17 protein-coding genes and 3 pseudogenes are annotated in these 22,082 nt (G+C 67.4%); 10 read left to right on the forward strand and 10 right to left on the reverse strand.

Annotated elements, in window-relative coordinates; genetic code table 11:
• Nucleotides 1-362: 362 nt before the first annotated feature.
• The 3 genes and pseudogenes from ABGB16_RS23615 to ABGB16_RS23625 form a co-directional block, all read right to left on the reverse strand.
• Nucleotides 363-885 (reverse strand): annotated as a pseudogene (locus tag ABGB16_RS23615) (transposase); the annotation flags it as partial.
• 124 nt (nucleotides 886-1,009) lie between these two features.
• Nucleotides 1,010-2,698, reverse strand: coding sequence for a FumA C-terminus/TtdB family hydratase beta subunit (locus ABGB16_RS23620; RefSeq protein WP_347670281.1), 1,689 nt, complete (start codon nucleotides 2,696-2,698; stop codon nucleotides 1,010-1,012).
• Nucleotides 2,688-3,509, reverse strand: a complete 822-nt coding sequence (locus tag ABGB16_RS23625; protein ID WP_347670282.1) for a CoA ester lyase — start codon at nucleotides 3,507-3,509, stop codon at nucleotides 2,688-2,690. The genes ABGB16_RS23620 and ABGB16_RS23625 overlap by 11 nt, the downstream gene beginning before the upstream one ends.
• 186 nt (nucleotides 3,510-3,695) lie before the next feature.
• On the opposite strand from ABGB16_RS23625, the gene ABGB16_RS23630 reads away from it, so the two are divergent.
• From ABGB16_RS23630 to ABGB16_RS23645, 4 genes are all read left to right on the forward strand, one after another.
• Nucleotides 3,696-4,004, forward strand: coding sequence for a hypothetical protein (locus tag ABGB16_RS23630; protein ID WP_347670283.1), 309 nt, complete (start codon nucleotides 3,696-3,698; stop codon nucleotides 4,002-4,004).
• The gene (locus ABGB16_RS23635; protein WP_347670284.1) at nucleotides 4,001-5,185 is read left to right on the forward strand and encodes a CaiB/BaiF CoA-transferase family protein; all 1,185 of its coding nucleotides are present in this window, start codon (nucleotides 4,001-4,003) and stop codon (nucleotides 5,183-5,185) included. The genes ABGB16_RS23630 and ABGB16_RS23635 overlap by 4 nt, the downstream gene beginning before the upstream one ends.
• A 98-nt stretch (nucleotides 5,186-5,283) precedes the next feature.
• Nucleotides 5,284-5,931, forward strand: coding sequence for a GntR family transcriptional regulator (locus ABGB16_RS23640; RefSeq protein WP_347670285.1), 648 nt, complete (start codon nucleotides 5,284-5,286; stop codon nucleotides 5,929-5,931).
• 14 nt (nucleotides 5,932-5,945) lie between these two features.
• Nucleotides 5,946-7,172 (forward strand): helix-turn-helix domain-containing protein, encoded by a 1,227-nt coding sequence (locus tag ABGB16_RS23645; protein ID WP_347670286.1) that lies wholly within the window; start codon nucleotides 5,946-5,948, stop codon nucleotides 7,170-7,172.
• Nucleotides 7,173-7,194: 22 nt separating this feature from the next.
• On the opposite strand, the pseudogene ABGB16_RS23650 reads toward ABGB16_RS23645, so the two are convergent.
• A pseudogene (locus ABGB16_RS23650) lies at nucleotides 7,195-7,605 on the reverse strand (IS3 family transposase); the annotation flags it as partial.
• 134 nt (nucleotides 7,606-7,739) lie between these two features.
• Between ABGB16_RS23650 and ABGB16_RS23655 the strand changes: the two are divergent.
• Together ABGB16_RS23655 and ABGB16_RS23660 are read left to right on the forward strand one after the other, a co-directional pair.
• Nucleotides 7,740-9,932 carry an IS1182 family transposase gene (locus ABGB16_RS23655; RefSeq protein WP_347670287.1) on the forward strand — a complete coding sequence of 731 codons (2,193 nt, stop codon included), beginning with the start codon at nucleotides 7,740-7,742 and terminating at the stop codon, nucleotides 9,930-9,932.
• A gap of 252 nt (nucleotides 9,933-10,184) precedes the next feature.
• Nucleotides 10,185-10,514, forward strand: a pseudogene (locus ABGB16_RS23660) (transposase); the annotation flags it as partial.
• 51 nt (nucleotides 10,515-10,565) lie between these two features.
• On the opposite strand, the gene ABGB16_RS23665 reads toward ABGB16_RS23660, so the two are convergent.
• From ABGB16_RS23665 to ABGB16_RS23690, 6 genes are all read right to left on the reverse strand, one after another.
• Nucleotides 10,566-12,863 carry a pyruvate dehydrogenase gene (locus tag ABGB16_RS23665; protein WP_347670316.1) on the reverse strand — a complete coding sequence of 766 codons (2,298 nt, stop codon included), beginning with the start codon at nucleotides 12,861-12,863 and terminating at the stop codon, nucleotides 10,566-10,568.
• A gap of 83 nt (nucleotides 12,864-12,946) precedes the next feature.
• Entirely contained in the window at nucleotides 12,947-13,894 is a 948-nt protein-coding gene (locus ABGB16_RS23670) for an ABC transporter ATP-binding protein (RefSeq protein WP_347670288.1), read from the reverse strand.
• Nucleotides 13,891-14,910 carry an ABC transporter ATP-binding protein gene (locus ABGB16_RS23675; protein ID WP_347670289.1) on the reverse strand — a complete coding sequence of 340 codons (1,020 nt, stop codon included), beginning with the start codon at nucleotides 14,908-14,910 and terminating at the stop codon, nucleotides 13,891-13,893. Before ABGB16_RS23675 ends, ABGB16_RS23670 begins: the two co-directional genes overlap by 4 nt.
• Nucleotides 14,907-15,896 carry an ABC transporter permease subunit gene (locus ABGB16_RS23680; protein ID WP_347670290.1) on the reverse strand — a complete coding sequence of 330 codons (990 nt, stop codon included), beginning with the start codon at nucleotides 15,894-15,896 and terminating at the stop codon, nucleotides 14,907-14,909. Before ABGB16_RS23680 ends, ABGB16_RS23675 begins: the two co-directional genes overlap by 4 nt.
• Nucleotides 15,893-16,831, reverse strand: coding sequence for an ABC transporter permease (locus ABGB16_RS23685; protein ID WP_347670291.1), 939 nt, complete (start codon nucleotides 16,829-16,831; stop codon nucleotides 15,893-15,895). The genes ABGB16_RS23680 and ABGB16_RS23685 overlap by 4 nt, the downstream gene beginning before the upstream one ends.
• 8 nt (nucleotides 16,832-16,839) lie before the next feature.
• Nucleotides 16,840-18,444 (reverse strand): ABC transporter substrate-binding protein, encoded by a 1,605-nt coding sequence (locus tag ABGB16_RS23690; RefSeq protein ID WP_347670292.1) that lies wholly within the window; start codon nucleotides 18,442-18,444, stop codon nucleotides 16,840-16,842.
• 160 nt (nucleotides 18,445-18,604) lie between these two features.
• On the opposite strand from ABGB16_RS23690, the gene ABGB16_RS23695 reads away from it, so the two are divergent.
• Genes ABGB16_RS23695 through ABGB16_RS23710 form a run of 4 tightly spaced genes read left to right on the forward strand, consistent with a single transcriptional unit; the run spans nucleotide 18,605 to nucleotide 22,010 of the window.
• Nucleotides 18,605-18,973 carry a transposase gene (locus ABGB16_RS23695; protein ID WP_347670293.1) on the forward strand — a complete coding sequence of 123 codons (369 nt, stop codon included), beginning with the start codon at nucleotides 18,605-18,607 and terminating at the stop codon, nucleotides 18,971-18,973.
• Between the two features lie 48 nt (nucleotides 18,974-19,021).
• Nucleotides 19,022-20,056, forward strand: a complete 1,035-nt coding sequence (locus ABGB16_RS23700) for a metalloregulator ArsR/SmtB family transcription factor (RefSeq protein ID WP_347670294.1) — start codon at nucleotides 19,022-19,024, stop codon at nucleotides 20,054-20,056.
• Complete coding sequence (locus ABGB16_RS23705; RefSeq protein ID WP_347670295.1) at nucleotides 20,053-20,820, forward strand: methyltransferase; 768 nt, start codon at nucleotides 20,053-20,055, stop codon at nucleotides 20,818-20,820. The genes ABGB16_RS23700 and ABGB16_RS23705 overlap by 4 nt, the downstream gene beginning before the upstream one ends.
• A complete protein-coding gene (locus ABGB16_RS23710; RefSeq protein ID WP_347670296.1) occupies nucleotides 20,817-22,010 on the forward strand; it encodes a pyridoxal-phosphate dependent enzyme in 1,194 nt (397 codons plus the stop codon). The genes ABGB16_RS23705 and ABGB16_RS23710 overlap by 4 nt, the downstream gene beginning before the upstream one ends.
• The last annotated feature ends 72 nt before the right edge of the window (nucleotides 22,011-22,082 follow it).

A 22,082-nucleotide genomic window follows, 5' to 3' on the forward strand; every position in this document is an offset into this window, starting at 1 on the left:
GCCGCCGAGCTGGGAAAACGCGCTTCGGAGCCGTGGGCAAACGGCCCCGAAGCGCCCTCATGCCTATCACCACAGGTCAGCCCGCAGATTCCCCACCGCCGCATGCCCACCGACTGTCGAACCCCGGTGCACCTGCCCCAGCACTGGCCCTGGACACAACGGTGGCTGGCGATCTGGGACGGAGTCTTCCAGCAGGCACACGCGCCCCCGGTAGCCGCCTGACAGTCCACCGCCGCACAGGCCGACCGGAGACCCCATGTGGAAACGCTGGGCAGACCAGCGAACTCCTCATGCCCCCTCGGCGCCCAGACCCAGCAGCCACCCCGACCAGCGATCGGGCCAAACGCTCCACGGATCGAGGCGTAGTCGGTCTCGGCCAGGGATCGCTGGTTGAACGCGGCCGCCTCGGCCTGCCACTGCGTGGTGAGCCGGGTGATCGAGGCCGGCGACAGCCCGGCACCGGAGCCGAGGAAACTGCTCCAGCGCCGGCGCGAAGTCGCCGGGGGACAGTCCGTGCAGGTAGAGCAGCGGCAGCACCTCCGAGACCTTCGGCGACTTCCGGGACCACGCGGGCAGGATCGCCGAGGAGAACCGCTTCCGCTGCCCGGTGGCCTCGTCGACCCGCTTGTCGTTGACCCGCGGCGCGCACACCGGGATCGCGCCCGCCGCCGTGGTCACCTCCCGCGGCTCGTGATGACCGTTGCGGACCACCAGCCGATGGCCGTGCTCGTCGACCTCCTCGCGGAACGCCTCGACGTACGCGGCGACCTCAGCCTCCAACGCCGCGGCCAGCATCTGCCGCGCGCCGTCACGCACGATCTCGTCAAGCAACGACCCACCGGCCGGCTCGTTGGACGCCGCGGCGTCGTGGACTACTTTGAGCATGGGTGCACCTTCCCGAGCCGGCGCGCCAACGCCGACCCTGATCAGACTGTTACTGGGCTTCGATCTTGCTCGGGAGGTGCGCCCGCTTCATGTCACCTCGCCGAGAGCCATCCACAGGTTCTGATCATTTGCTCGTCTGGATCTGGAGCAGGGCACGCGTCCTTGGGGCGAAGAAGTCGTTTCCTTGGTCGTCGATGACGACGAAGGCGGGGAAGTTGTCGACCCGGATCTTCCACACGGCCTCCATGCCGAGGTGTTTGTAGTCGATGACTTCGACGCTCTTGATGCAGTCCTGGGCCAGCCGCGCGGCGGGGCCTCCGATGGATCCGAGGTAGAAGCCCCCGTGTCGGCGGCAGGCGTTCGCCACCGTCTGAGACCGATTGCCCTTGGCGAGCATGACCAGCGATCCACCGGCCGCCTGGAACTCCTCCACGTAGGTGTCCATGCGCCCTGCCGTGGTGGGACCGAATGATCCCGCGGCCATCCCGTTCGGTGTCTTGGCGGGGCCGGCGTAGTAGACGGGGTGGTCGCGTAGATATCCCGGCAGCGGTTCGCCTGCCTTCAAGCGGGCGCTGATCTCGGCGTGCGCGAGGTCGCGCGCGACGACGAGTTCACCAGACAACGACAGTCTGGTTCCAACGGCCAGTCCCGACAGCTTGGCTCGGATCTGGGTCATAGGCGCTGAAACATCCACCGCCACGACCTCCCCGACGAGGTGGGCATCGGTCACCTCGGGCAGGAACCGAGAGGGGTCCTCCTCAAGCTTCTCCAGGAATACGCCCTCGGCCGTGATGCGACCAAGGATCTGCCGATCTGCCGAGCATGAGACCGCGATCGCCACGGGGCAGGAGCCTCCGTGTCGCGGGAGCCGAACTACTCGCACGTCGTGACAGAAGTACTTGCCGCCGAATTGTGCGCCAATGCCGAGTTGGCGAGTGATGGAGAGGATCTGTTCTTCCAGGTGGAGGTCGCGGAAGCCGTGGCCTGAGGGTGAGCCCGAGGTGGGCAGTGTGTCCAGGTACCGGGCAGAGGCCAGCTTCGCGGTCTTGAGCGCGTACTCGGCGGAGGTGCCGCCAATGACGACTGCCAGATGGTACGGAGGGCAGGCCGCGGTTCCGAGAGCACTGATCCGCTCGGTGAGGAAGGAGAGAAGTCTCTGCTCGTCCAGGAGTGCTCGGGTCTCCTGGAACAGGAAGCTCTTGTTCGCGCTGCCGCCGCCCTTGGCCATGAACAGGAACTCGTAGGTGTCGTGGCCCTCGGCCAGGATCTCGATCTGTGCAGGCAGGTTGTTGCCCGTGTTGACTTCGCGGTAAGTGGTCAGCGGCGCGAGCTGTGAGTAGCGAAGGTTGAGCGTCTTGTAGGCGTGGTGGATGCCCCGGCTGAGATGGCGCGCGTCCCGTCCGTCGGTGAGCACACGGGACCCCCGCTGCCCGAACACGATCGCAGTGCCGGTGTCTTGGCACATCGGCAGGATGCCCTGGGCCGAGATCGCGGCGTTGCGGAGAAGGTCTGTGGCGACGTACTTGTCGTTCGTGCTGGCCTCAGGATCGTCGAGGATACTCCGCAACTGCTCCAGGTGCGAGGTGCGCAGCTGATGGGAAACACGGGTGAACGCGACGTCGGCGAGCCGGGTGAGGGTGAGGTCCGACACCTTCAGGAGTGTGTCCCCATAGCGATCGACCACCTCCGGTGGCGGTGCGTCGATGGCGACGAACTCCACCGTATCCTTGCCTCTGGGCAGGATCGGCGTGTAGTCGAAGTCCGGGTCGTCGTAGTCGGGCCTCGTAGCGAGTGGTCCAGGTTCAGTCGCCATCGAACGTCCTGTCGTTCTTGCCGTGCCGGTCCAGGATCGACTGGGCGCGGATGACGACCGGCGCATCCACCATCTGCCCGGCCACGGCCGTCACGCCCTGTGAGGCGTCCAGTACCGCGACGGCCCAGGCGACCTCCTCCTCGGTGGGGAGGAAGGCGACCTGAGTGGGTGCGACCTGGCTGGGATGGACGCAGAGTTTGCCACCGAACCCCAGCTCGCGTGCATGCGTGAGGTCTGCATTGAGCGCCTCGCTCTCGGTCAGTCGCGTGGTGACGCCGTCGATCGGCGCGGGCAGCCCGGCGGCCGCGCTGGCGTAGACCAGCTGAGAGCGAGCGAACTGTAGCGCGGGTTGTGACGCCGGATCCACTCCGATGTTGGCGGCGAAGTCGACGTTGCCGAAGACCAGGCCGGCAACTCCGGTGGCCGCGATCTCGTGGGCAGCCGCGAGCCCGAGCGGAGTCTCGATCAGGGCCAAGGTGGGGGAGTCACACGAGCTCACGAAGCGGCTGACATCGCCCGCGTCCTCACACTTCGGTAGCAGGACGAAGCTGGCACGCCCGGAGACCATGCGCAGGTCCGGTTCATGCCAGGCGGTGCCGACGCCATTGACTCTGACGATGGCTTCGCGCCCGCTAGCCAGCCAAGCCGCGGTGGACTGGCGGGCGCCTTGCTTCGAGGCCTCGGCCACTGCGTCCTCGAGGTCGACGATCACGTGGTCGGCGCCGGCGGCGGACGCCTTCGTGAAGCGGTCAGGTCGATCACCCGGTACGAAGAGGAGAGCTCCGCTCGGCGCGGACGGATCGGTTGTCAAAGAGGGCCACCTTCGGGATAGGCATGAATCCATGAAGTATGCATGATCTGTTGCTGTCACGCATAGTGTCGGCTAGCGTGGTGGCCACTACAAGGGTCGAAGGAGCATCGAGATGATTGACCTGCAGGGCTGGGTCGCGATCGTGACCGGCGGTGCGAGCGGCATTGGGCAAGCCCCGCGGAGCGGTTGGCCGAGTTCGGGGCCGGTGTTGTGATCGCGGACCCGGATCTCGAGGGCGCCCAGCGGGTGGTCAAGCCGATCGAAGCTGCCGGAGGAAGCGCCGACGTCGTTCGCGACGACGGACGTCACCCAGATCGTTGCCGTTGCGCGGGAGCGGTGCGGCTGCGATGTGCTGTCCTGGAACGCCGAGGCACCGGTGGTGGCGTGGACCTGCCGTTCGGCGGCTGGAAGGGCAGCGGGGCCGGCCGTGAGAAGGGGTTCGAGCGCCTGGCTGGCTACAGTCAGACCAAGGCCATCGCGGTGGGGACGCGATGACCGGGCTGCCACTGGCCGGCGTCACCGTTGTCTCGTGTGAGCAGGCGGTGGCTGCGCCGTTCGCCACTCGTCAGCTGGCGGACCTCGGGGCACGTGTCATCAAGGTCGAGCGTCCCGGCAGCGGAGACTTCGCGCGAGGCTACGACGAGACGGTCCTTGGCATGTCCAGCCACTTCGTCTGGCTCAACCGCTCGAAGGAGAGCATCGCCCTCGACCTCAAGCAGCCGCCAGCACTGGACGTCATGCACCGGCTCATCGACCGCGCCGACGTGTTCGTCCAGAACCTCGCGCCTGGTGCTGCCGAGCGGCTGGGCCTAGGAGCCGACGCGCTTCGGGCGCGCGATCCGCGGCTCATCACCTGCTCGATCACGGGCTACGGCACCAGTGGGCCCTACCGCCATGCGAAGGCCTACGACCTGCTGATCCAGTCGGAGACCGGACTGGTCTCAGTCACCGGAAGCGACGATGCACCCGCCAAGAGCGGTATCCCAGCGGCCGATATCGGCGCCGGCATGTACGGGTTCGCAGGGATTCTGTCCGCCCTCTATGACCGGGAACGCACAGGCGAGGGCACCAAGCTGGACATCAGCCTCTTCGACTCACTCATCGAGTGGATGGGCTACCCGCTGTACTACACGCGATACGGCGGAGAGGCACCCAACCGCACCGGCACCAGCCACGCGGCCATCGCTCCGTACGGCACCTACGCCTGCGCCGATGGCCAGAAGTACGTGCTGTCCATCCAGAACGAGCGAGAGTGGAAGGCGTTCTGTGACGTCGTGCTCGACATGCCCGAACTGGCAGAAGACTCGCGCTTTGACACCGGCAGCCGCCGAGTGAGCAATCGCGTCGAGCTCGATACCCTCATCAACCAGCAGCTGTCTCGGATCGACGGGGCCACCTTCGCTGAGCGACTCAACAGTGCACGCATCGCCAACGCGCGACAGCGCGAGGTCGCCGACGTCATCGACCATCCCCAGCTCACCGCGCGCCATCGGTGGCGCGAAATCGGAACGCCTGCCGGCCCCATCCAGGCGACGCTGCCCGCGATCACCGTCGAGGGCCGCGAACCGCGAATGGAACCGATCCCCAGCGTCGGCCAACACACCCACGACCTGCTCGAAGAACTGGGGTACAACGCCGTCGACATCCGTGCTCTCGAGAGGGATGGGACGTTCTGAACAAACACCAGAGCATCGCCGGGTATAATCTGCCCGGATGGTGCCTCATCAAGGCGGACGAAGCGATAACCGTGGTAAACACTGCGACCAAGCGGGACGTGATTGTCGATGAGCTGCGACGGCTCATCGTCTCGGGCGAGCTCGAACGCGGGAGTCGCCTGCCGCAGGACGAGCTCGCCAAGAGGTTCAACAGCAGCATTACCCCGGTGCGCGAGGCGCTGCGCGTCCTAGAGGCAGAAGGTCTCGTCGTATCAGCGCCGCATCGTGGGACCCGGGTTGCAGGGATCGACCTTGACCGGGTGAAGGCGACCTATATCGTGCGTCGTCTGACTGAGAGTTATGCCATGCGTCGTGCCGCCACCCGCTTTAGCCTCCGCGATATCAAGCGGGCACAGGAACTACTTCTCAAGATCGAGGATGCGGCTGCCGCCGGCAACGAGCTTTGCGTTCGGCAGGCGAATCGCGATTTTCACTTCTACTTCTATGATCGTAGCGGAATCCCTGGGCTGTCGGACCACCTCGCCTTGCTATGGGCGTCATTCCCGTGGGATCTCGTGATCGGCGCACCCGACCGTGCTGAAGCCTCCAGGAAGGAGCATCACGCCATACTCGAGGCGGTGCGCGCTGGCGATCCGGACAGGGCTGCCGCAGCCGTCGAGACGCACATCGCTCACGGGTTCCTCCCGATCGCTCGCCGCATTAGCGGCGAGGATGTGTTGGATCCATTCGATCCGGACACCGACTGAAGGCGGCTGCAAGAGTGGCGGAGACGACAGATCGGTGGAGCTTCTATCGCGAGTGGATAGAAGCTCAGGGCGATGTTGTCTTCGAACGTCTGGTCGATCTGCTTACGGAACGCGTTCCGAGGATGGTGCCCGATGACGTCGATCGGGCTCTACTGAGGGCATCTGTCATGTCACATCTGCCGTCGTTCCGGAGCTTTGGTTTGGTGGCTCGCCCTCAGAGGTGGGCGATACCGAAGCCGGCTCGCGCGCTCGTCATCGCTCAGGCGGACAGCGGCGCACCGCTGGAGTCGCTGCTGATGGCATACGAGATCGGCAAGGTCGAGATCTGGAAGGCGTTCCTGGAAGCCGTGCGGGCGAAGTCCCACGAGGCGCTGCCCGCGGACTTCCGGCTGGCGTTGCTCGAGGTCGTCATGAGTTGGACCTCCGACTACGTCCAGGACATCACCGCGCAGGTCGTCGAGATCTACTCCACGAGAACGGCTCATCTGAGCAACCGCGAGGGTGCCCGAGTCCGGGAAACGCTGGACAATTTCATCGCTGGAGACATTGACGTCGCGCATGCTGAGGAACTCCTCGGATACTCGATCGCCAGCTGTGCCCACGTCGCCTTTGTCGTCGCTACCGCGCCGGACCTTCCGGCCGGTCGATTGGACGCTGCGGTCTCCCATGTTGCGAGCATGCTGGGCGGTCCATTCCTGGCGATGGCCCTGGGTGCCCGGTCGGCGTTGGTGTGGGTCACGGTGCGCGAAGGTTCCTGGACAGCATTCGGGTCACGCCTGCCGTCGCGTCCACCCGAGGGGGCCATGGTCGCACTCAGCAGTGAGCAGTATGGCGCCGTCGGGTTCCGACGTGTTCGGGAGGAGGCACTCAGTGCCGCGCCTCTGCTGGAGGCCAATCCATCCGCATCGCCGCTGTGCTTCCCTGATGTCGAGGCCGAGACGCTGGCGCTTCAGGACCACCAGGCAGCGCGACGGTTGGTTCATCGGCAACTCGGCGCTCTACTCCACCAGTGGCCGGCCGGTCTCGACCTGATCCAGACAGTCCAGGTCTTCTTGGAAACCGGAGCCAGCCCGACGCGGACCGCCCGCCAGCTCCACTTGCATCCAAACACGGTGACGCAACGGCTCAAGAAGTTCGAGAAGGTCCGCGGTCGGCCGACCGAAGTCGGAGACCTTCCGCTCTGGCTCGCGCTGAGGCTTGCGCCTATGGTTCGCCTCGACCACGCGGCTGACGACTTCTGACCGGCGAGCTGTACGGAACCTGTCAACCCTTCTGAGACACGTTCTTGGGCAAACTACTGAGCCGGTTCGTCTTGTTCTCGGGCTTGTTGATCCAGGCGGTTTCGGGCAGTTTCGGCGGCTCGGGTGGCTTGCGGACGATCCGCTCCGGGCTGGCCTGGTAGGCGGCGTCCAGGACCCGCCCGCGGGCCTCGCGGATCGCGTGCGCGCGGCCGTAGTGGACGTCGGCGGGAGCATGTAGTCCGATCCCGAATGGCGGTGCTCGTGGGCGTACCAGCGGAAGAACCGGTCCGGTTCGGCTCGATCGAGGACGCCCGGGTGTTCTGCGAACTGCGCCTCGGAGTAGGGGTTGTCGTTGGCAGCAGTGCGGCCGGCTGTGGGACTTGGTCACGCCCAGGCCGGCGAGCAGGAACGCCACCGGTTTGGAGGCCATCGAGACCCTGTTGGTCATTTGATGCTCGGATGAGATCTGTGGTGGTCGTTGCCGTGTGCTGGTCAGGTTCGGGGTTTGGGATGATCGTGTCGCGGTCTGCTTTCCCTCCTCGTCTCGGCCGTAGGATCGGTGGCGCAATGTCGTTGCATCCCCAGCCGTGGCCCGAGCCCGCGGAAGAGATCACCCGAGCGGTCCTGGCCATGTATGGCGGGCGGCGGGCGCCGCTGCCGATCGCGGTGCGCGACGAGTTGGGTGAGTTGTTCGCCGATGCCGAGTTCGCCGCGGCGTTCGCCGATCGGGGTCCGGAGGGCTGGTCGCCGGGACGGCTGGCCCTGGTGACCGTGTTCCAAGCGGCGGAGAACCTTACCGATCGGCAGGCCGCGGAGGCGGTTCGGGACAAGATCTCGTGGAAGTACGCCCTGGGTCTGTCGCTTACTGATGCCGGCTTCGACTACACGATCCTGACGGAGTTTCGCACCCGGCTGGTTGAGCACGGTCTGGAGGCCCGGGTGTTGGACCTGCTCGTGGCACGGCTGGTCGACAAGGGACTGCTGAAGTCCCGGGGCAGGCAGCGCACCGATTCGACCCACATCATCGCGGCGGTGCGGCAACTCAACCAGATCGAGCTGATCGGCGAGACGGTCCGGGCCTGCGTGGAAGCCCTCGCGGTCGCTGATCCCGACTGGGTGACCGCGCGGTTGGACGCCGGATGGCAGCGCCGCTACGGCACGCGGGTGGATTCCTGGCGGATGCCGGCGTCGAAGACGAAGCGCGCCGCGTTGGGCGCCGACTACGCCCGCGATGGGGTGGCATTGCTGGCTGCGGTGTGGGACGCGTCCACGCCGTCGTGGCTGGCGCAGTTGCCCGCCGTGGGGGTCCTGCAACGGGTCCTGATCCAGAACGTGGTGACCGGGGTGGATCGTGGTGGGCGGGAGGTGATTCGCTTGCGGGAGGCCGACACAGACGGGCTCCCGTCCGGTAGACATCGAATCGTCTCGCCGTATGACATCGACGCCCGCTGGGGCGGCAAACGCGACCTGACCTGGTGCGGGTACAAGCTGCACGTCAGCGAGTCCTGCGACGCCGAGGCACCGGCCGGCCCGGCCGACCACGTGCCGGACACCCCACCCAACTTGATCACGAACGTGGCCACCACCGACGCGTCCATGCCGGATGTGGCGATGACCGAGCCCATTCACCACGACCTGGCCCGGCGGAGCCTGCTGCCCGACGAACACTACGTCGACTCCGGCTACCCGTCGGCGGACCTCCTCGTATCCAGCCTGACCGACTTCGGGGTCCGGCTGGTCACCCCGATGCTCGCCGACACATCGCCCCAGGCCCGCGCCGGGGAAGGCTTCCACCGCGGCGGGTTCACCATCGACTGGGGCGCCCGCGCGGTCACCTGCCCGACCGGTCAGTCCAGCGTCTCCTGGTCCCCGGCCAACCAGCGCGGCACCGAGGTCATCGTGGTCAAGTTCGCCGGCGAGGTCTGCCAAGCATGTCCGGTCAAAGCCAAGTGCACCACCGCGACCCAGGGTGGCCGGCAGTTGACATTACGACCCCGACCGGTCCAGCAGGCCCTCGACACGGCCAGAGCCGAACAGGCCACCACCGGCTGGCAACGCCGCTACGCCCGCAGGGCCGGGGTCGAATCCACCATCGCCCAAGCGACCAAGGTCACCGACATCCGCCGTGCCCGCTACCGAGGACTGCCCAAGACCCGCCTCGATCACAACGTCAAGGCCGCCGCCTGTCAAGCCCCGGATTTGATGGAGAGTTGGTTAGCTGGTTTTCAGGGGTGCGGTGACCGGGTGGGTCATCGCGTGGAGTGCCTCGTGTTCGGCGGGTGGGACGTGGCCGAGTTCGCCGTGCAGCCTGCGGTTGTTGTACCAGTCGATGTACTCGACGGTGGCCATCTCCAGGTCGTCGAGTCCGCGCCAGGGGCCCTTGTTGCGGACGAGTTCGGCCTTGTAGAGGGAGTTGAACGCCTCGGCCATCGCATTGTCGTACGAGTCGCCCTTGGAAGCCGACAGAGGCGACGGCGCCGGCCTCGGCGAGCCGCTGGGTGTAGCGGATTGCTCGGTACTGGACTCCCCGGTCGGAATGATGAACGAGTCCGCCCAGGTCAGCGCCTTGATTCTCGCGGCGCCACATCGCCATCTTCAACGCGTCGAGAGCCAGATCTGTGTAGAGCGACGTGGACACCTGCCAGCCGACGATCATGCGGGAGAACACGTCGAGGACGAACGCCGCGTACACCCAGCCCACGCTGGTGCGCACGTAGGTCAGGTCGGCGACCCACAGCTGGTTCGGACGTTCGGCGGTGAAGTCCCGTCTGACCAGGTCGCCAGGGCGGCTGGTCTCGGCCGCGGGGCGGGTCGTGCGTGGTGACTTGTCGCGCAGCAGCCCACGCAGCCCGGACTCACGCATCAGCCGCTCGACGGTGCACCGGGCCACCCGCACGCCGCGTCGGTGCAGCTCGTGCCAGATCTTGCGGGCGCCGTAGACGCCGTAGTTGGTGCGGGCATCGCTGGTGTTCCTTCCAGGTTTCGATGTCTCCATCAAACCCGGTGCGGAACAAGATCCGCACACCCGACGCGGCTGACCGGTGGACCTGGCTGATCATCGCCTGCCACACCCAACTACGCCTCGCACGCGGACTCGCCACCGACCTCCGCCGACCCTGGGAACGACCCGCCGACCCGGACCGACTCACCCCAGCCCGGGTCCGCCGCGGGTTTCGCCACATCCACCCGAAGACCACCCACCCCGCCAGCGCACCGAAACCCGGCAAGGCCGGACCCGGACGGCCACCAGGCTCGAAGAACCGACAACCCGCGCCCAGCTACGACGTCGGGACCGTGAAACGCGCCATATCCATCACCGAACAACGAAAGCAGACGGGTTAAACGCCAAGCCCAGCAGCAACTGGGGAGATTAAAAAAGCGCCATCAGCCCTCCTACCGTCCCAGCAAACCGAGCGCGGCCTCCACGATGGAGGAAGCGTCGATGCCGTGCAGCCGGTGGGCGTCGGCAAGGTCACTGGACTGCCCGAACTCCTCGACTCCAAGACACCTGATCGGGTCACCGCGCACGCCAGCCAGGAAGGAGAGTGTGTGCGGGTGCCCGTCGACCACGGTGACCAGCGGTGCGGGGTGTCGGCACGGGAAGAGTTCCTCCAGCAGGTCGGGACCGCCGGTCGCCTGCCGGTGGGCGCGTCGCTGGAGACAGCGGAATGCGAGGTCGGGACTGGTGAGGCAGACGACGCCAGCATCGAATCCCTTCTCCCGGAGGGTGGCGGCGGCCGCGACCACCTCCGGGAGGATGGCTCCGACTCCCACGAGGGTTACCTCGTCCGAGGTGGCAGGGCGCCCGCTGAGCCGGTACCCCCCTCGCACGACTTGTCGACGCCTTCGCTCGCGCAACAGCGGGTCCTCCGGGACCGCGGCGATCACCGGATCGATGGGTCGGGTCGACAGACGGAAGTACGCCGACGTTCCCCCCGCCAGACCCACCTGCGACATCGCGTGCAGGAAGGTCCATTCGAGGTCCTGGGCCGATGCTGGCTCCCAGGCCACGCACCCGGGCTGAGCGATGCCGATCACCGGCGTCGTGATCGACTGGTGCGCGCCACCCTCCGGTGCCAAGGTGATGCCCGACGGCGTCCCCACCAGGATCGACTGTCCGCCGGCGTACATGCCGTATGACCACGGCTCCAGCGCCCGGGTGACGAAGGGATCGTAGAGCGTGCCGATGGGAATCAAGCGCTCGCCCCAACGGCTCCACGTCGCTCCCAGCTCGCCCAGCAGGCAGACCAGATTGACCTCCGCGATGCCGAGCTCGATGTGCCGCCCCTGGCTGAGCTCCTGCCACTTCAGGAGCCGCTCCACGTCGTCAGCGAACCAGTCGCGTCGGTCGGCGGGGGACCACACCCCGCACTTGTTGATCCAGCCACCGAGGTTGGTGGAGGAGGCGACGTCCGGGCTGCAGGTCACCACGCGGCTCGCGAGCTCGGGCTGGTCCCGCGCCAGGTCGGAGAGCAGCCTGCCCAGCGCGGCCTGGGTGGACGTGGGCCGGCGGTGCGGACGGCCCAGCTCGTCGGGCACCGTTACGACGCAGCGTCCTGGCCGCGGGGTGCTCTCCTGTCTGCGGAGAGCCGCGCCGCGCCGTCGGCACAGCTCGGCCTCGTCCGAGTCCGCAGGGAACAGCTCCCAAGGCGCACCCGGGTCCGTGCCGCACCTCTTGGCGAGCTCGCGCATCTGGTCCCCGGTGAGGAGAGCGGAATGATTGCCGGGATGGCCTTCGGTCGGCAGCCCGTGCCCCTTGATCGTGTAGGCGAAGATCACGGTGGGCCGCTGCGACGACGCCGCTTGGTAGGTGTCGAGGAGCAGGGACATGTCGTGGCCGCCCAGGTCCCGGATAAGCTCGCCGAGCGCTTTCGGTCCGAGCGAGTCCACGAGGTGTCTCAGTGCCGGGCTGGCCTGATCGCCCGGCAGCCGCTGCGCGACCTGGTCCGGTGCCGACCGCAGGAGACGCTGGTACTCCTCGTTGGGCATGGTCTCCAGTCGCTGACGCAGGTCAGCGCCGCCCGGGCGCTCGAACACCTCCTGGATGCGGTGTCCCCACTTGAGGGTGATGACCTCCCAGCCCGCCGCCGAGAACATGCCGCGGAGTCGGTCGATCTGGATGTCGGGGATGACGCGGTCCAGGGACTGTCGGTTCAGGTCCACGATCCACAGCAGTTCTCCGAGTCCACTGACCATGGGGTCCACCAGGGCTTCCCACACGGCGCCTTCGTCGAGCTCCGCGTCGCCGAGCAGACTCACGAAACGCCGGGTGACCCGTGGGGAGTCGAAGTGCGAGTCGAGGTAGCGGCGCGCCAGGGTCGCCCACAGCGGCGCCGTTGCTCCGATGCCCACTGAACCGGTCGAGAAGTCGACGGTGTCGGGATCCTTGGTCCGGCTGGGATAGCTCTGCAGACCTCCCAGCGCCCGCAGCGAGCGGAGGTACTCCTCGTCGAGTTCACCGAGCAGGTAGTTGATCGCGTGCAGCACCGGGGATGCATGGGGCTTCACCGAGACCCGATCGTGTGCGGTGAGCTCGTGGAACCACAGCGACACCATGATGTCGACCATCGAAGCCGACGAGGCCTGGTGCCCGCCGACTTTGAGGCCGCCCGCGCCCGGGCGGGCATGGTTGGCGACGTCGACGATCGCCGTGGCCAGCCACAGCACCCGCGCCGCCACCGCGCGCAGGATGGCCGGGTCCGGTCGCGAGGTACCGCCGACGGGTACGGCGCCGTTGTGGGATGAAGTCAGCACTCGTGCTCCCTGCGCCCCGGTCATCGGACGTAGCACGCTGACTGGTGCACCGGTTCGCCGGTGAGGACCTCGGGCACGCGCTCGCTGCACTGGGGCTGAGCGTGGGGGCACCGCGTGTGGAACCGGCACCCCGGAGGTGGCGAGGCAGGGCTCGGCAGCTCCCCCTGCAGGACCGTGAACCCACGGCTGCGCTGCTCCCGCGGGTCCACGGAGGGGATCGCGTCGAGCAGACACTCGGTGTAGGGGTGACTCGCCTGCCCGTAGACCTCGTGCGACGGCCCCGACTCCACGATGCGCCCCAGATACATCACCATGGTGCGGTGGGCTACGCGGCGCACCAGACCGAGATCGTGGGCGATGAACAGGTAGCCGAGGTTCAGCTCCTCCTGGAGGTCCATCAGCAGGTTCATCACCTGGGCCCGGACGCTGACGTCGAGCGCGCTCACCGGCTCGTCGCAGATCAGGAACCGCGGTTCGACCGCGAGCGCGCGAGCGATGGCGACGCGCTGCCGCTGCCCCCCGGACAGCGCTGACGGGCCGCGCTGGAGTGCGCTCTTGGGGAGCCCGACCAGGTGGAGCAGTTCGGAGGCTCGTGCTGCCCTGGTACGTCGCGGGTGGCCGACCACCGACAGCGCTTCCTCGAGTGTCTGTCCCACGGTCAGCCGTGGGCTCAGGCTGGCGTAGGGGTCCTGGAAGACGTACTGGACCTCGCGGCGGTACCGGCGCAGGGTTCGCCCGCGGGCGTTGGTGACGTCGGTGTCACCCCACACGATGGATCCGGACGTCGCGCGCTCGAGTCCGATGATCGACCGAGCCAGGCTGGACTTGCCGCAACCTGACTCGCCGACGAGACCGACGACCTCGCCGGGGCGGACCGAGAACGAGACATGATCGACCGCCCGGACCGTCTTGCGGGATCTGGCCCCGCCGAACTCGACCACCAGGTCGGTGACGGTGAGGGTACTCATCTTCGACTCACTTTCTCCGGGGCGGAGATGTCTGGGGGCTCGGCCCAGCACGCCACTTGGTGCTCGGCGGCCGGGGATTCGAACGGCACGAGCGCAGGGATGGCCGAGCACCGGTCGTGGGCCAGTTCGCAGCGCGCGGCAAAGGCGCAGCCCGAAGGGAGGTCGGCCATGTCCGGAGGCAGGCCCGGCAGGGTGACGAACCTGGTACCCGGCTCGACGTCCGCGCCGGGAATGGCAGCGAGGAGTCCGCGGGTGTAGGGATGCCGGGGGTTGGTCAGGACATCCACGACCGGGCCGAACTCAACCACCTTGCCCGCATACACCACCGCGACGTCGTCGGCCATGCCTGCCACGACGCCCACGTCGTGGGTGATGAGCACGATCGACATCCCGTGCCGTCGCTGCAGGCGCTGGAGCAGGTCCAGGACCTGCGCCTGCATGGTGACGTCGAGTGCCGTGGTCGGCTCGTCGGCGATGAGCACGCGTGGCTCATTCGCGATAGCCATGGCCACCAGGGCGCGCTGGCGCATCCCACCGGAGAGCTCGTGGGGATAGAGGTCGTAGCGGTGCTCGGCCTCCGAGATGCCCACCTCGACGAAGAAGTCCTGCACCCGGCGGCGTACCTCAGCCTTGTTCATCTTGGGGTGCGTGCGCCGCACCGCGTCTGCCACCTGGGGCCCGACCTTGCGGGCCGGATTGAACGCCGTCAGCGGATCCTGGAAGACCATCCCGATCTGCGTGCCGCGGATCCGTCGATGACGCACCTCGTTGAGCTCCATGAGGTTCTGGCCTTCCAGCCAGGCCTCGCCGTCGCACTCCGCGACGACCCCGGCGGGCCACAGGCCGGTCAGTGACAGGGCGCTGACGGTCTTGCCGCAGCCGCTTTCGCCCACCAGAGCCAGGGTCTTACCCGGTGCCAGGTGCCAGGAGACGTCATCGACCACCTGGACGCTGTCGTTGCGGGTGTGCAGCCGGACCGACAGGTGACGGATGTCGAGCACGGGGTTGGCACTCATCGCGTCCTCCCGAAGTAGGCGTCGGTAAGTTCGTCGACCCTGTCCACCCGCCGGCCTACGCCCAGTGGCGGCAGCTTCGCGATGCGGCGGCGCAGCGTCCGACGACTGATGTTGCGGGGCAGGGAGTCGAGCGCGAGCGCCTCGCCGAGCAGGTTCAGGCCGACGATCGTCAATGTGAGCGCGAGGCCGGGGAGCACCACGAGCATCGGGTACTGCTCCAGGGTGAGCAGACCGTCCACGAGCATCTGCCCCCACTCCGCACCCGGGGGCTGCAGCCCCAGTCCAAGGAAGCTGAAGGTTGCTACTGCCAGCGCGACGAACCCGGCATCGCCGCTGGCGAACACCAGGGTCGGGGCGACCGCGGGAGGCAGCAGGTGCCGCACCAGCACCGTGAGGGGCGGCACGCCGATCAGCCGGGTCGCCTCGATGTGTGGCTGTTGGCGAAGCGAGACGACCGCCACGCGGGTCAGCCGGGCGTACGCCGGCCACCAGCACAGAGTCAGCGCGAGGATCATGTTGTAGTACCCGGGGCCCCGAGCGCCGAGCACCGCCAGCGCCATCACGAGCGAGGGAACCGACAGCCCGACGTCGGTGAGCCGCATGAGGACTTCGTCGACGATGCCCCCGGTCGCGCCGGCGACCACGCCGATGACGGCGCCGATCAGGATCGAGAGGCCGAGCACGAGGGCGATGGCAACCAGGCTGGTACGAGCCGCGGTCAGCAGCCGGCTGAGCTCGTCGCGGCCCAGCGAGTCTGTTCCCAGCCAGTGCTCGCCACTGAACGATTGCCGGACGCTGGCGAGATCGACTTGGTTCGGGTCGTACGGCGCAAGCCAGGGGCCGACCACGCCGATCACGACGAACAGCCCCACGGCGACCAGCGCTGGCAACGGCACCCGGCGCAGCTGACGCGTAATCCGCGCCCCGGAGCGGGCCCGGGAACCCTCGGAAAGCACGATTTCCGATTCAGCCTCGGCAAGACTCACGTCGCGACTCCTTCGAACTGCCGCCTGATCCGCGGATCGAGGCGCGCCTGGATGATGTCGACCAGGGTGTTCAGCACCACGAACGCCAGGAGGAACACGAGCAGACTGCTTTGGAGGACAGGGATGTCACGGAACTTCACCGCCTCGTAGAAGTAGCTGCCGACGCCCTGCCAGGCGAAGACGGTCTCGATCACCACGGCCCCGGGCACCATCTGCCCGGTCTGCGTGGCGAGCACGCCCAGCACGGATGGTCCGATGTTGGGCAGGGCGTCCTTGACGAGCACCTGTCGCCGGGTGAAGCCCTTGCTGAAACCGGTCACGGCGAATGGTTCGGCCATGGCTCGTTCCAGGCCGACTCGGACCACGCGGCTGAACACGCCGGCGGGCCCGGTCCCGAGCGCGATCCAGGGGAGGATCCACGAAGCCGGACCGGAGAGGCCGAACGTCGGCACGACGCCGAGCTTCAGCCCGAAGAAGAGGATGAGCAGCGCGGCCAGGTAGAAGCTCGGGATGGAGGCGCCCAGCAACGCCAGCCCGCGGCCGATCCGGTCGATCCAGGAGTCGGGGTAAAGTGCCCCGAGCATTCCCAGCAGTCCCCCGACGAGTCCGGCGAAGACAGCCGCTCCGCTCACCAGGAGCAGGGTCTGGCCGGCGCGGTCCACGAGCTCGGGCGTGATCGGGAGGTTGCGCTGGAGTGAGGCGCCCAGGTCACCCTGCAGCGCGTGCCACACCCAGTCGGCGTACCTGACGGGGAGCGGCCGGTCCATGCCCAGCTCGTGCGCCATCCGTGCGACGTCCTCCGAGGTCGCACCCGGCCCCGACCGCCGCTCCGCGACGAGGACCGTCACGTCGCCCGGAGCGAGGTTGATCAGGAGGAACCCGGTGACTGACCCCAGGAACATCAGGAACAGGGCCGTGAGGAGGCGTCGTGCCACGAGCCTCCTCATGACTTCTCGATCCAGATGCCCTCAAGGGGGAACTCGTAGTCGGTCGAGGCCGGGCGCACGTCGTGGACGCGGGATCCCACCGCCCAGATGCGGTCCTGGACGAGCAAGGGACCGAAGCCTTGCACCTTGTCCAGGTACTGGTTGAGGGCCTGGTACGCCGCCTTGCGGTCCTCGTCCGACTGGGCTGCGAGTGCCTTGTTGATCAGGGGGTCGAACTCGGGGTTGCGGTAGATCTTGCCGTCGACTCCCGACTCCACGGTCGAGAGCATGAGGGCCTTGAGGGTGTTGTTCGGGTCGTACGGCGCGCCGTAGGTGGTGGTGAGGGCCATGTCGTACTGGCGCTTGGGGATGCGGTCGTGTGAGGTGGCGTGGTCGAGGTCGGCGAGTTCCACCTTGATGCCGACGTCTGCGAGCTGCGCCTGGATGGCCTCACCGACCTCGCGCGCCGCGGGGAGCCGCTCCTTGCTGATCAGCATCTCCAGCTTGAGCGCTTTCCCGTCCTTCTCCCGGACGTGGTCGTGGTCTCCGGTCCACCCTGCGTCCTCCAGGACCTGACGGGCCTGGTCGGGGTCGGCCGTCGGAGCATCCTTCGCGAACGAGTGCGGCACGGCCGCTGGGAACAGGGACCCGATGGGCTTGGCACGGCCGAGGTAGATCGCCTTGGCGATCGAGACCCGGTCGATTGCCAGGTTCACCGCCTTGCGCACCGCGAGGTCGTGCATGACCCGGTCCTGGTCATCGTTGAAGGCGATGAGGAGGGAGATGTCGCCGGGCGTGGCAATGACCCGCGTGTCCCCGCCACTCAGCTGCTCGGCATCGTGCGGCGACAAGGGAGCGCTCATGGCGCCACCGATCATGTCGACCTCGCCGACGCGCAGGGCGGTGAGCCTGCCCATCGCGTCCGGGATGACGTTGAGCTCGACCTTGGCGACCTGGGGCTCCTTCCCCCAGTAGTGCGGGTTACGCACGAAGACGGTCTTGCTGCGGCTGTTCGACTTCAGGATGAAGGGACCGGTGCCCACCGGGTCGCCGCGGTACTTCCCGTTCGGTCCTGCCGCCTTGGGGCTGAAGAAGCGCACGGGGCGCACGATCGAGAGCTCCTGGAGCAGCCCCGGAAACGGCTTGGCCAGGGTAAGCCGCACTGTCATGTCGTCGAGAGCCTTGATGCCGCTGATCACTTCCGTGGCTTCGAGGAAGTCGAAGCGCGAGTTCCCCACCCACTGCTTCAGGCCGAAGATCGCCGCCTCCGCATTCCACGGGGCGCCGTCGGTGAACGTCACGTTGGGCCGGAGGTGGAAGTCGTAGTCGAGACCGTCCTCGGACACCGTCCAGGACTTCGCCAGAGCCGGTTCGGTCTTCCCTCCGTCGCCGTAGCGGACGAGCGGCTCGAACATCATCGCCTGGGCTTGCCAGAGCGCGTCGAAGGCATTGGGGTTCAGGTTGTCCCCCACCGGCGTGGAGATGGCGATGCGCAGGGTCGCATCGGGGTCGGGCTCGCCGGACCCGGAGCCGCCGGAGCCGTTGGCGCCGCAGGCGGCCAGGAACCATGTGGCGACCGCCAGCGATAGCAAGGAGAGCCGGGTAGTGCTATGGATCTTCATGGGTGTTCCCTTCACAGGATTTGACGTGAATCTAATGAGCGGAAGGGTGCTTGTCTAGAGCCTGTTGAAGAACGTGTCGGGGCGGCCCGGGAGGGGTCAGCGTGTCGCGGTGACATGAGGAAGGGCCTTCGGTACGAGGACTGGTGACGAAACCACCCCGATGACGAAGGCCCAACAGTGTCTCGACGACGATCCCGAGCCTGGCGCCGAGGGTGACCGGTCTGCCACTGTACGCGCCGTCGACCCATACCATCCGGATCCGGCGGAAGCAGGCCGCCAGGTCGCCAAGCTTGCCGGGCAGGTCGGGTTCAAGGTCCTTCCCCGCAGATGGGTGGTCGAGAGATCCCTGTCGTGGATCAACCGCTGCCGTCGCACCGTGCGTGACTATGAGCGACTCCCCGAACACCACGCTGCCATGGTCCAGTGGGCCATGGTCATCATCATGACCCGGCGACTGGCCCGGCCACCAGACCTCAACCCTCGCGCCGTCGATCACCATGAAGGCCGCCTGACAAGATCAATTCGATGACTGACGAATCCTTGGCATCTTCTGGCGGCCCATGATTAGATACGTCTCGTGAGAAAACTCAATGTCGACCGAGCGCCGCTGGTGACCGACGTGACCGTGAGCACGACGGCGGAGCTCCTCATGCGCATGTACTCCTATGCGCACACGCTCCGTGGGGACTTCGTGCCCGCAGCGTCGCAGATTGCTCCGGCACCCGAAGGTCATGAAGAGGCACTTTCCTGGTTCTTCGGCGACGACTTCGCTCTGGGCGGCAACCTCGCGGTCCACGCTTTCATCCAGGGATGGCACGACTCGCACAGCCTGCTCCTGGGACTGCGACAGTCCAGCGACGCCGAGGTGGTGAGCGGCTTGCTCCGACCCCCGTCGGCGACTCCTGCCGAGATCCGCAGGCGCAACCACCTGGTGAGTCGGATCTGTGCAGGCCGAACCGATGGCGTGAACGACCTAATCGCCCAGTGCGTCGCCGAGGGCTTCGAGCGAGAGACCCTCAGCCGGGTCCTGACCTCTCCCCAGCAGGCGGTGAGCCAGCTCGTTGCCCTGGTCGAGGCCGCGGCCCAGCTTTTCTCCGACGAGGTCGAGGTGCAGGAGCGCCTGACGAGGACCGTGCACGAGATCGAGGCGGTGCTCGAGAGCACACCGGACCTGCACGGTGAGCTCGCCCAGGTCACGGGTGGCTGGACCATCAAGGACGCCGAGGGCTACCACATCCAACTCGTCCCCAATGAGGCTATCCGTCCTTTCATGCTCCAGCGCGTGGTCCTCGGAGATTGCGCGATCGTCGTCTTCGCCCCGCCTGGCCCCCAAGGTCGCTCACTGGCCGAGGTCGCGGAGGCGTTCAAGACATTGGGCAACATCCAACGACTCACCATCCTGCGCAACCTCGTGGCCCTCCCGGCCACGGGACAGGATCTGGCGCAGCTGCTCGACCTGTCCGAGGCGACCATCCACCATCACACCTCGGCACTGCGCAGTGCCGGCCTCATCACGAGCGAACGTGAAGGGGTGCGCGTCTACCACCACGCATCGAGCGAGGCGCTGATCGATCTCCTGCAGGATCTTCGCCGGGTGGTGTTCGACCGGTGAACAAGGACGTGCCAGACAGCCCGCAACTGGTCCAGCTGCTCGCGTCATGGGACGCCCAGCAGGATGCCTACGTGCCACAGCGCAATCGCCGGTTCCACGTGATCGCCGAGGTGGTCCAGGCCGCGTGCGGCCCGCGCCCGACGATCCTCGACCTGGGTTGTGGCACGGGCACCCTCCTGCACATGATCGGCCAGAAAGTGCCGGAAAGCACACTGGTGGGGCTCGACAGCGACCCCGTGCTGCTGCGGCTCGCGCGGACCCGACTCGGGCATGCGGCCCGACTCCTCGACAGCGACCTCCTCACCGGCGCGTGGCTGGGGGACGCGGAGTCGTTCGCGCCCTACGACGCCATCGTCTCCACCACTGCTCTGCACTGGCTCGGCGAGGAAAGCCTCGCGGCGGCGTACCGCTGGAGCGCCCAGCTGCTGCGCCCCGACGGGATCTTCATCAATGCCGACACCATGCCCGCCGCATTGGGTCGGATCGGCAGGATCCTGACCGTGCTGGCGGGGACGCCGACCACGGACCTGTGGTCCTCCTGGTGGCGCGCAGCGGAGATGTCGTCGGACCTGGCGCCCGAGTTCGCCGAGCGAGCGGAGCGCGGTGCCCGGCGGCCGCCCGAGTTCTTGCCGCCAGCCGAGTGGCATGTGACGGCGCTCAGCGAGGCTGGGTTGGACGACGCCATGTTGATCTGGCGTGACGCACACGAGGCGGCGGTAGCGGCGATGGCTTCGAACCCCGCGATGGAAGGGACTGTCCTATGAGCGAGCTGAGCTGCCCGCGATGCGGCCGGGACGGGAGTGGGTTCGCGGGCTGCACCCACTGTCGGCAGGAGGGCGTCCCGGTCAATCTCAGGCCACCGCTGGCCGACCTCCGCGGCAAGCGACTCGATGCCTTCCCCGGGGGTGTCTGGGGCTGGCCCGACGCACTCGCCTGCAGCGACGCTCCGGTGGTGACCTTGGGCGAAGGAGACACCCCGGTGGTGCAGATCGCTGCGGAGGGCGGGGACCTGTTCGTCAAGCTGGAGAGCCTGAACCCGACTGGTTCCCACAAGGATCGCGGGATGGCCGCGGGCGTCAGCGCCGCGGTCCGGCATGGTGCGGAGACGGTCGTCCTGGCGTCCAGCGGAAACGCCGGGGTCTCTGCTGCGGCCTACGCGGCCCAAGCCGGGATCACCTGTGTGGTCACCTCCTCGGAAGGCCTGCTGCCGTACTTTAAGTCGCAGATGCTCGCGTACGGCGCCAAGCTGGCCGTCTTCGAAGATCCAGCACTCCGAACCCGGATGACGGGTCACGCCGTCGAGAACCTGGGCTGGTATCCCCTCGCGAACTTCGTCCTGCCAGCCGTGGGAGGCAATCCGTTCGCCAACGAAGGCTTCAAGTCCATCGCGTACGAGTTGGCGCGTGACCTGCCCGACGCCGAGTACGTCGTGGTGCCGACCTGCCGGGCAGACCTGCTGTCAGGTATTCACCGTGGATACTGCGAGCTCGAGGCGGCGGGCCTGATCCCCCGTGCCCCGAGGCTCGTCGCCGCCGAGACCGCCACCGGCGCCGCCTTCGTTGCGGCCATGGCGCTCGACGAGAGGCACGCCCAGGAGCGCGCCGAGGTCGAGAGGCAACCATCGCCAGCGTTCTCGATCGGCAGCGACAACGCGACCTGGCAGGGCCTGGACGCCTTGTGGGCGAGCGGCGGCTCGGCGCTAGCGGTCGACCCGCCGACCTTTATGGCTGAGCAAGCTGCGTTGGCTCGCGGCGGCGTTCTCCTCGAGGCATCCAGTGCCGTGGCGGTCGCTGTTGCTCGTCAGATCGTAGCGGCCACCGGATCATGCGTGGTTGCGATCGGGACTGCGAGCGGCGTGAAAGACCCACCCGTCCCACCCAAGGACGACCTTGACGTCACGGCTGCCCCCTCGCTGGCGCAACTCGCCCAACTCGGCCTGCCGCATGACCAGTGAGCCACCGGCCCCAACGAGTTTCGGGCCGCATCCCACCGATCGCGAAAGCAGCGAATCCGGGTGGACGCGATG

Origin of the sequence: Micromonospora sp. B11E3 (genome assembly GCF_039871625.1) — a bacterium.
GTDB lineage: Bacteria > Actinomycetota > Actinomycetes > Mycobacteriales > Micromonosporaceae > Micromonospora.

Coding starts and splice junctions, on each gene's coding strand:
- ABGB16_RS23670 (WP_347670288.1), bottom strand. CDS start 13,894: ATGAGTACCCTCACCGTCACCGACCTGGTGGTCGAGTTCGGCGGGGCC.
- ABGB16_RS23695 (WP_347670293.1), top strand. CDS start 18,605: ATGACGAAGGCCCAACAGTGTCTCGACGACGATCCCGAGCCTGGCGCC.
- ABGB16_RS23690 (WP_347670292.1), bottom strand. CDS start 18,444: ATGAAGATCCATAGCACTACCCGGCTCTCCTTGCTATCGCTGGCGGTC.
- ABGB16_RS23635 (WP_347670284.1), top strand. CDS start 4,001: ATGACCGGGCTGCCACTGGCCGGCGTCACCGTTGTCTCGTGTGAGCAG.
- ABGB16_RS23675 (WP_347670289.1), bottom strand. CDS start 14,910: ATGAGTGCCAACCCCGTGCTCGACATCCGTCACCTGTCGGTCCGGCTG.
- ABGB16_RS23620 (WP_347670281.1), bottom strand. CDS start 2,698: ATGGCGACTGAACCTGGACCACTCGCTACGAGGCCCGACTACGACGAC.
- ABGB16_RS23710 (WP_347670296.1), top strand. CDS start 20,817: ATGAGCGAGCTGAGCTGCCCGCGATGCGGCCGGGACGGGAGTGGGTTC.
- ABGB16_RS23655 (WP_347670287.1), top strand. CDS start 7,740: ATGTCGTTGCATCCCCAGCCGTGGCCCGAGCCCGCGGAAGAGATCACC.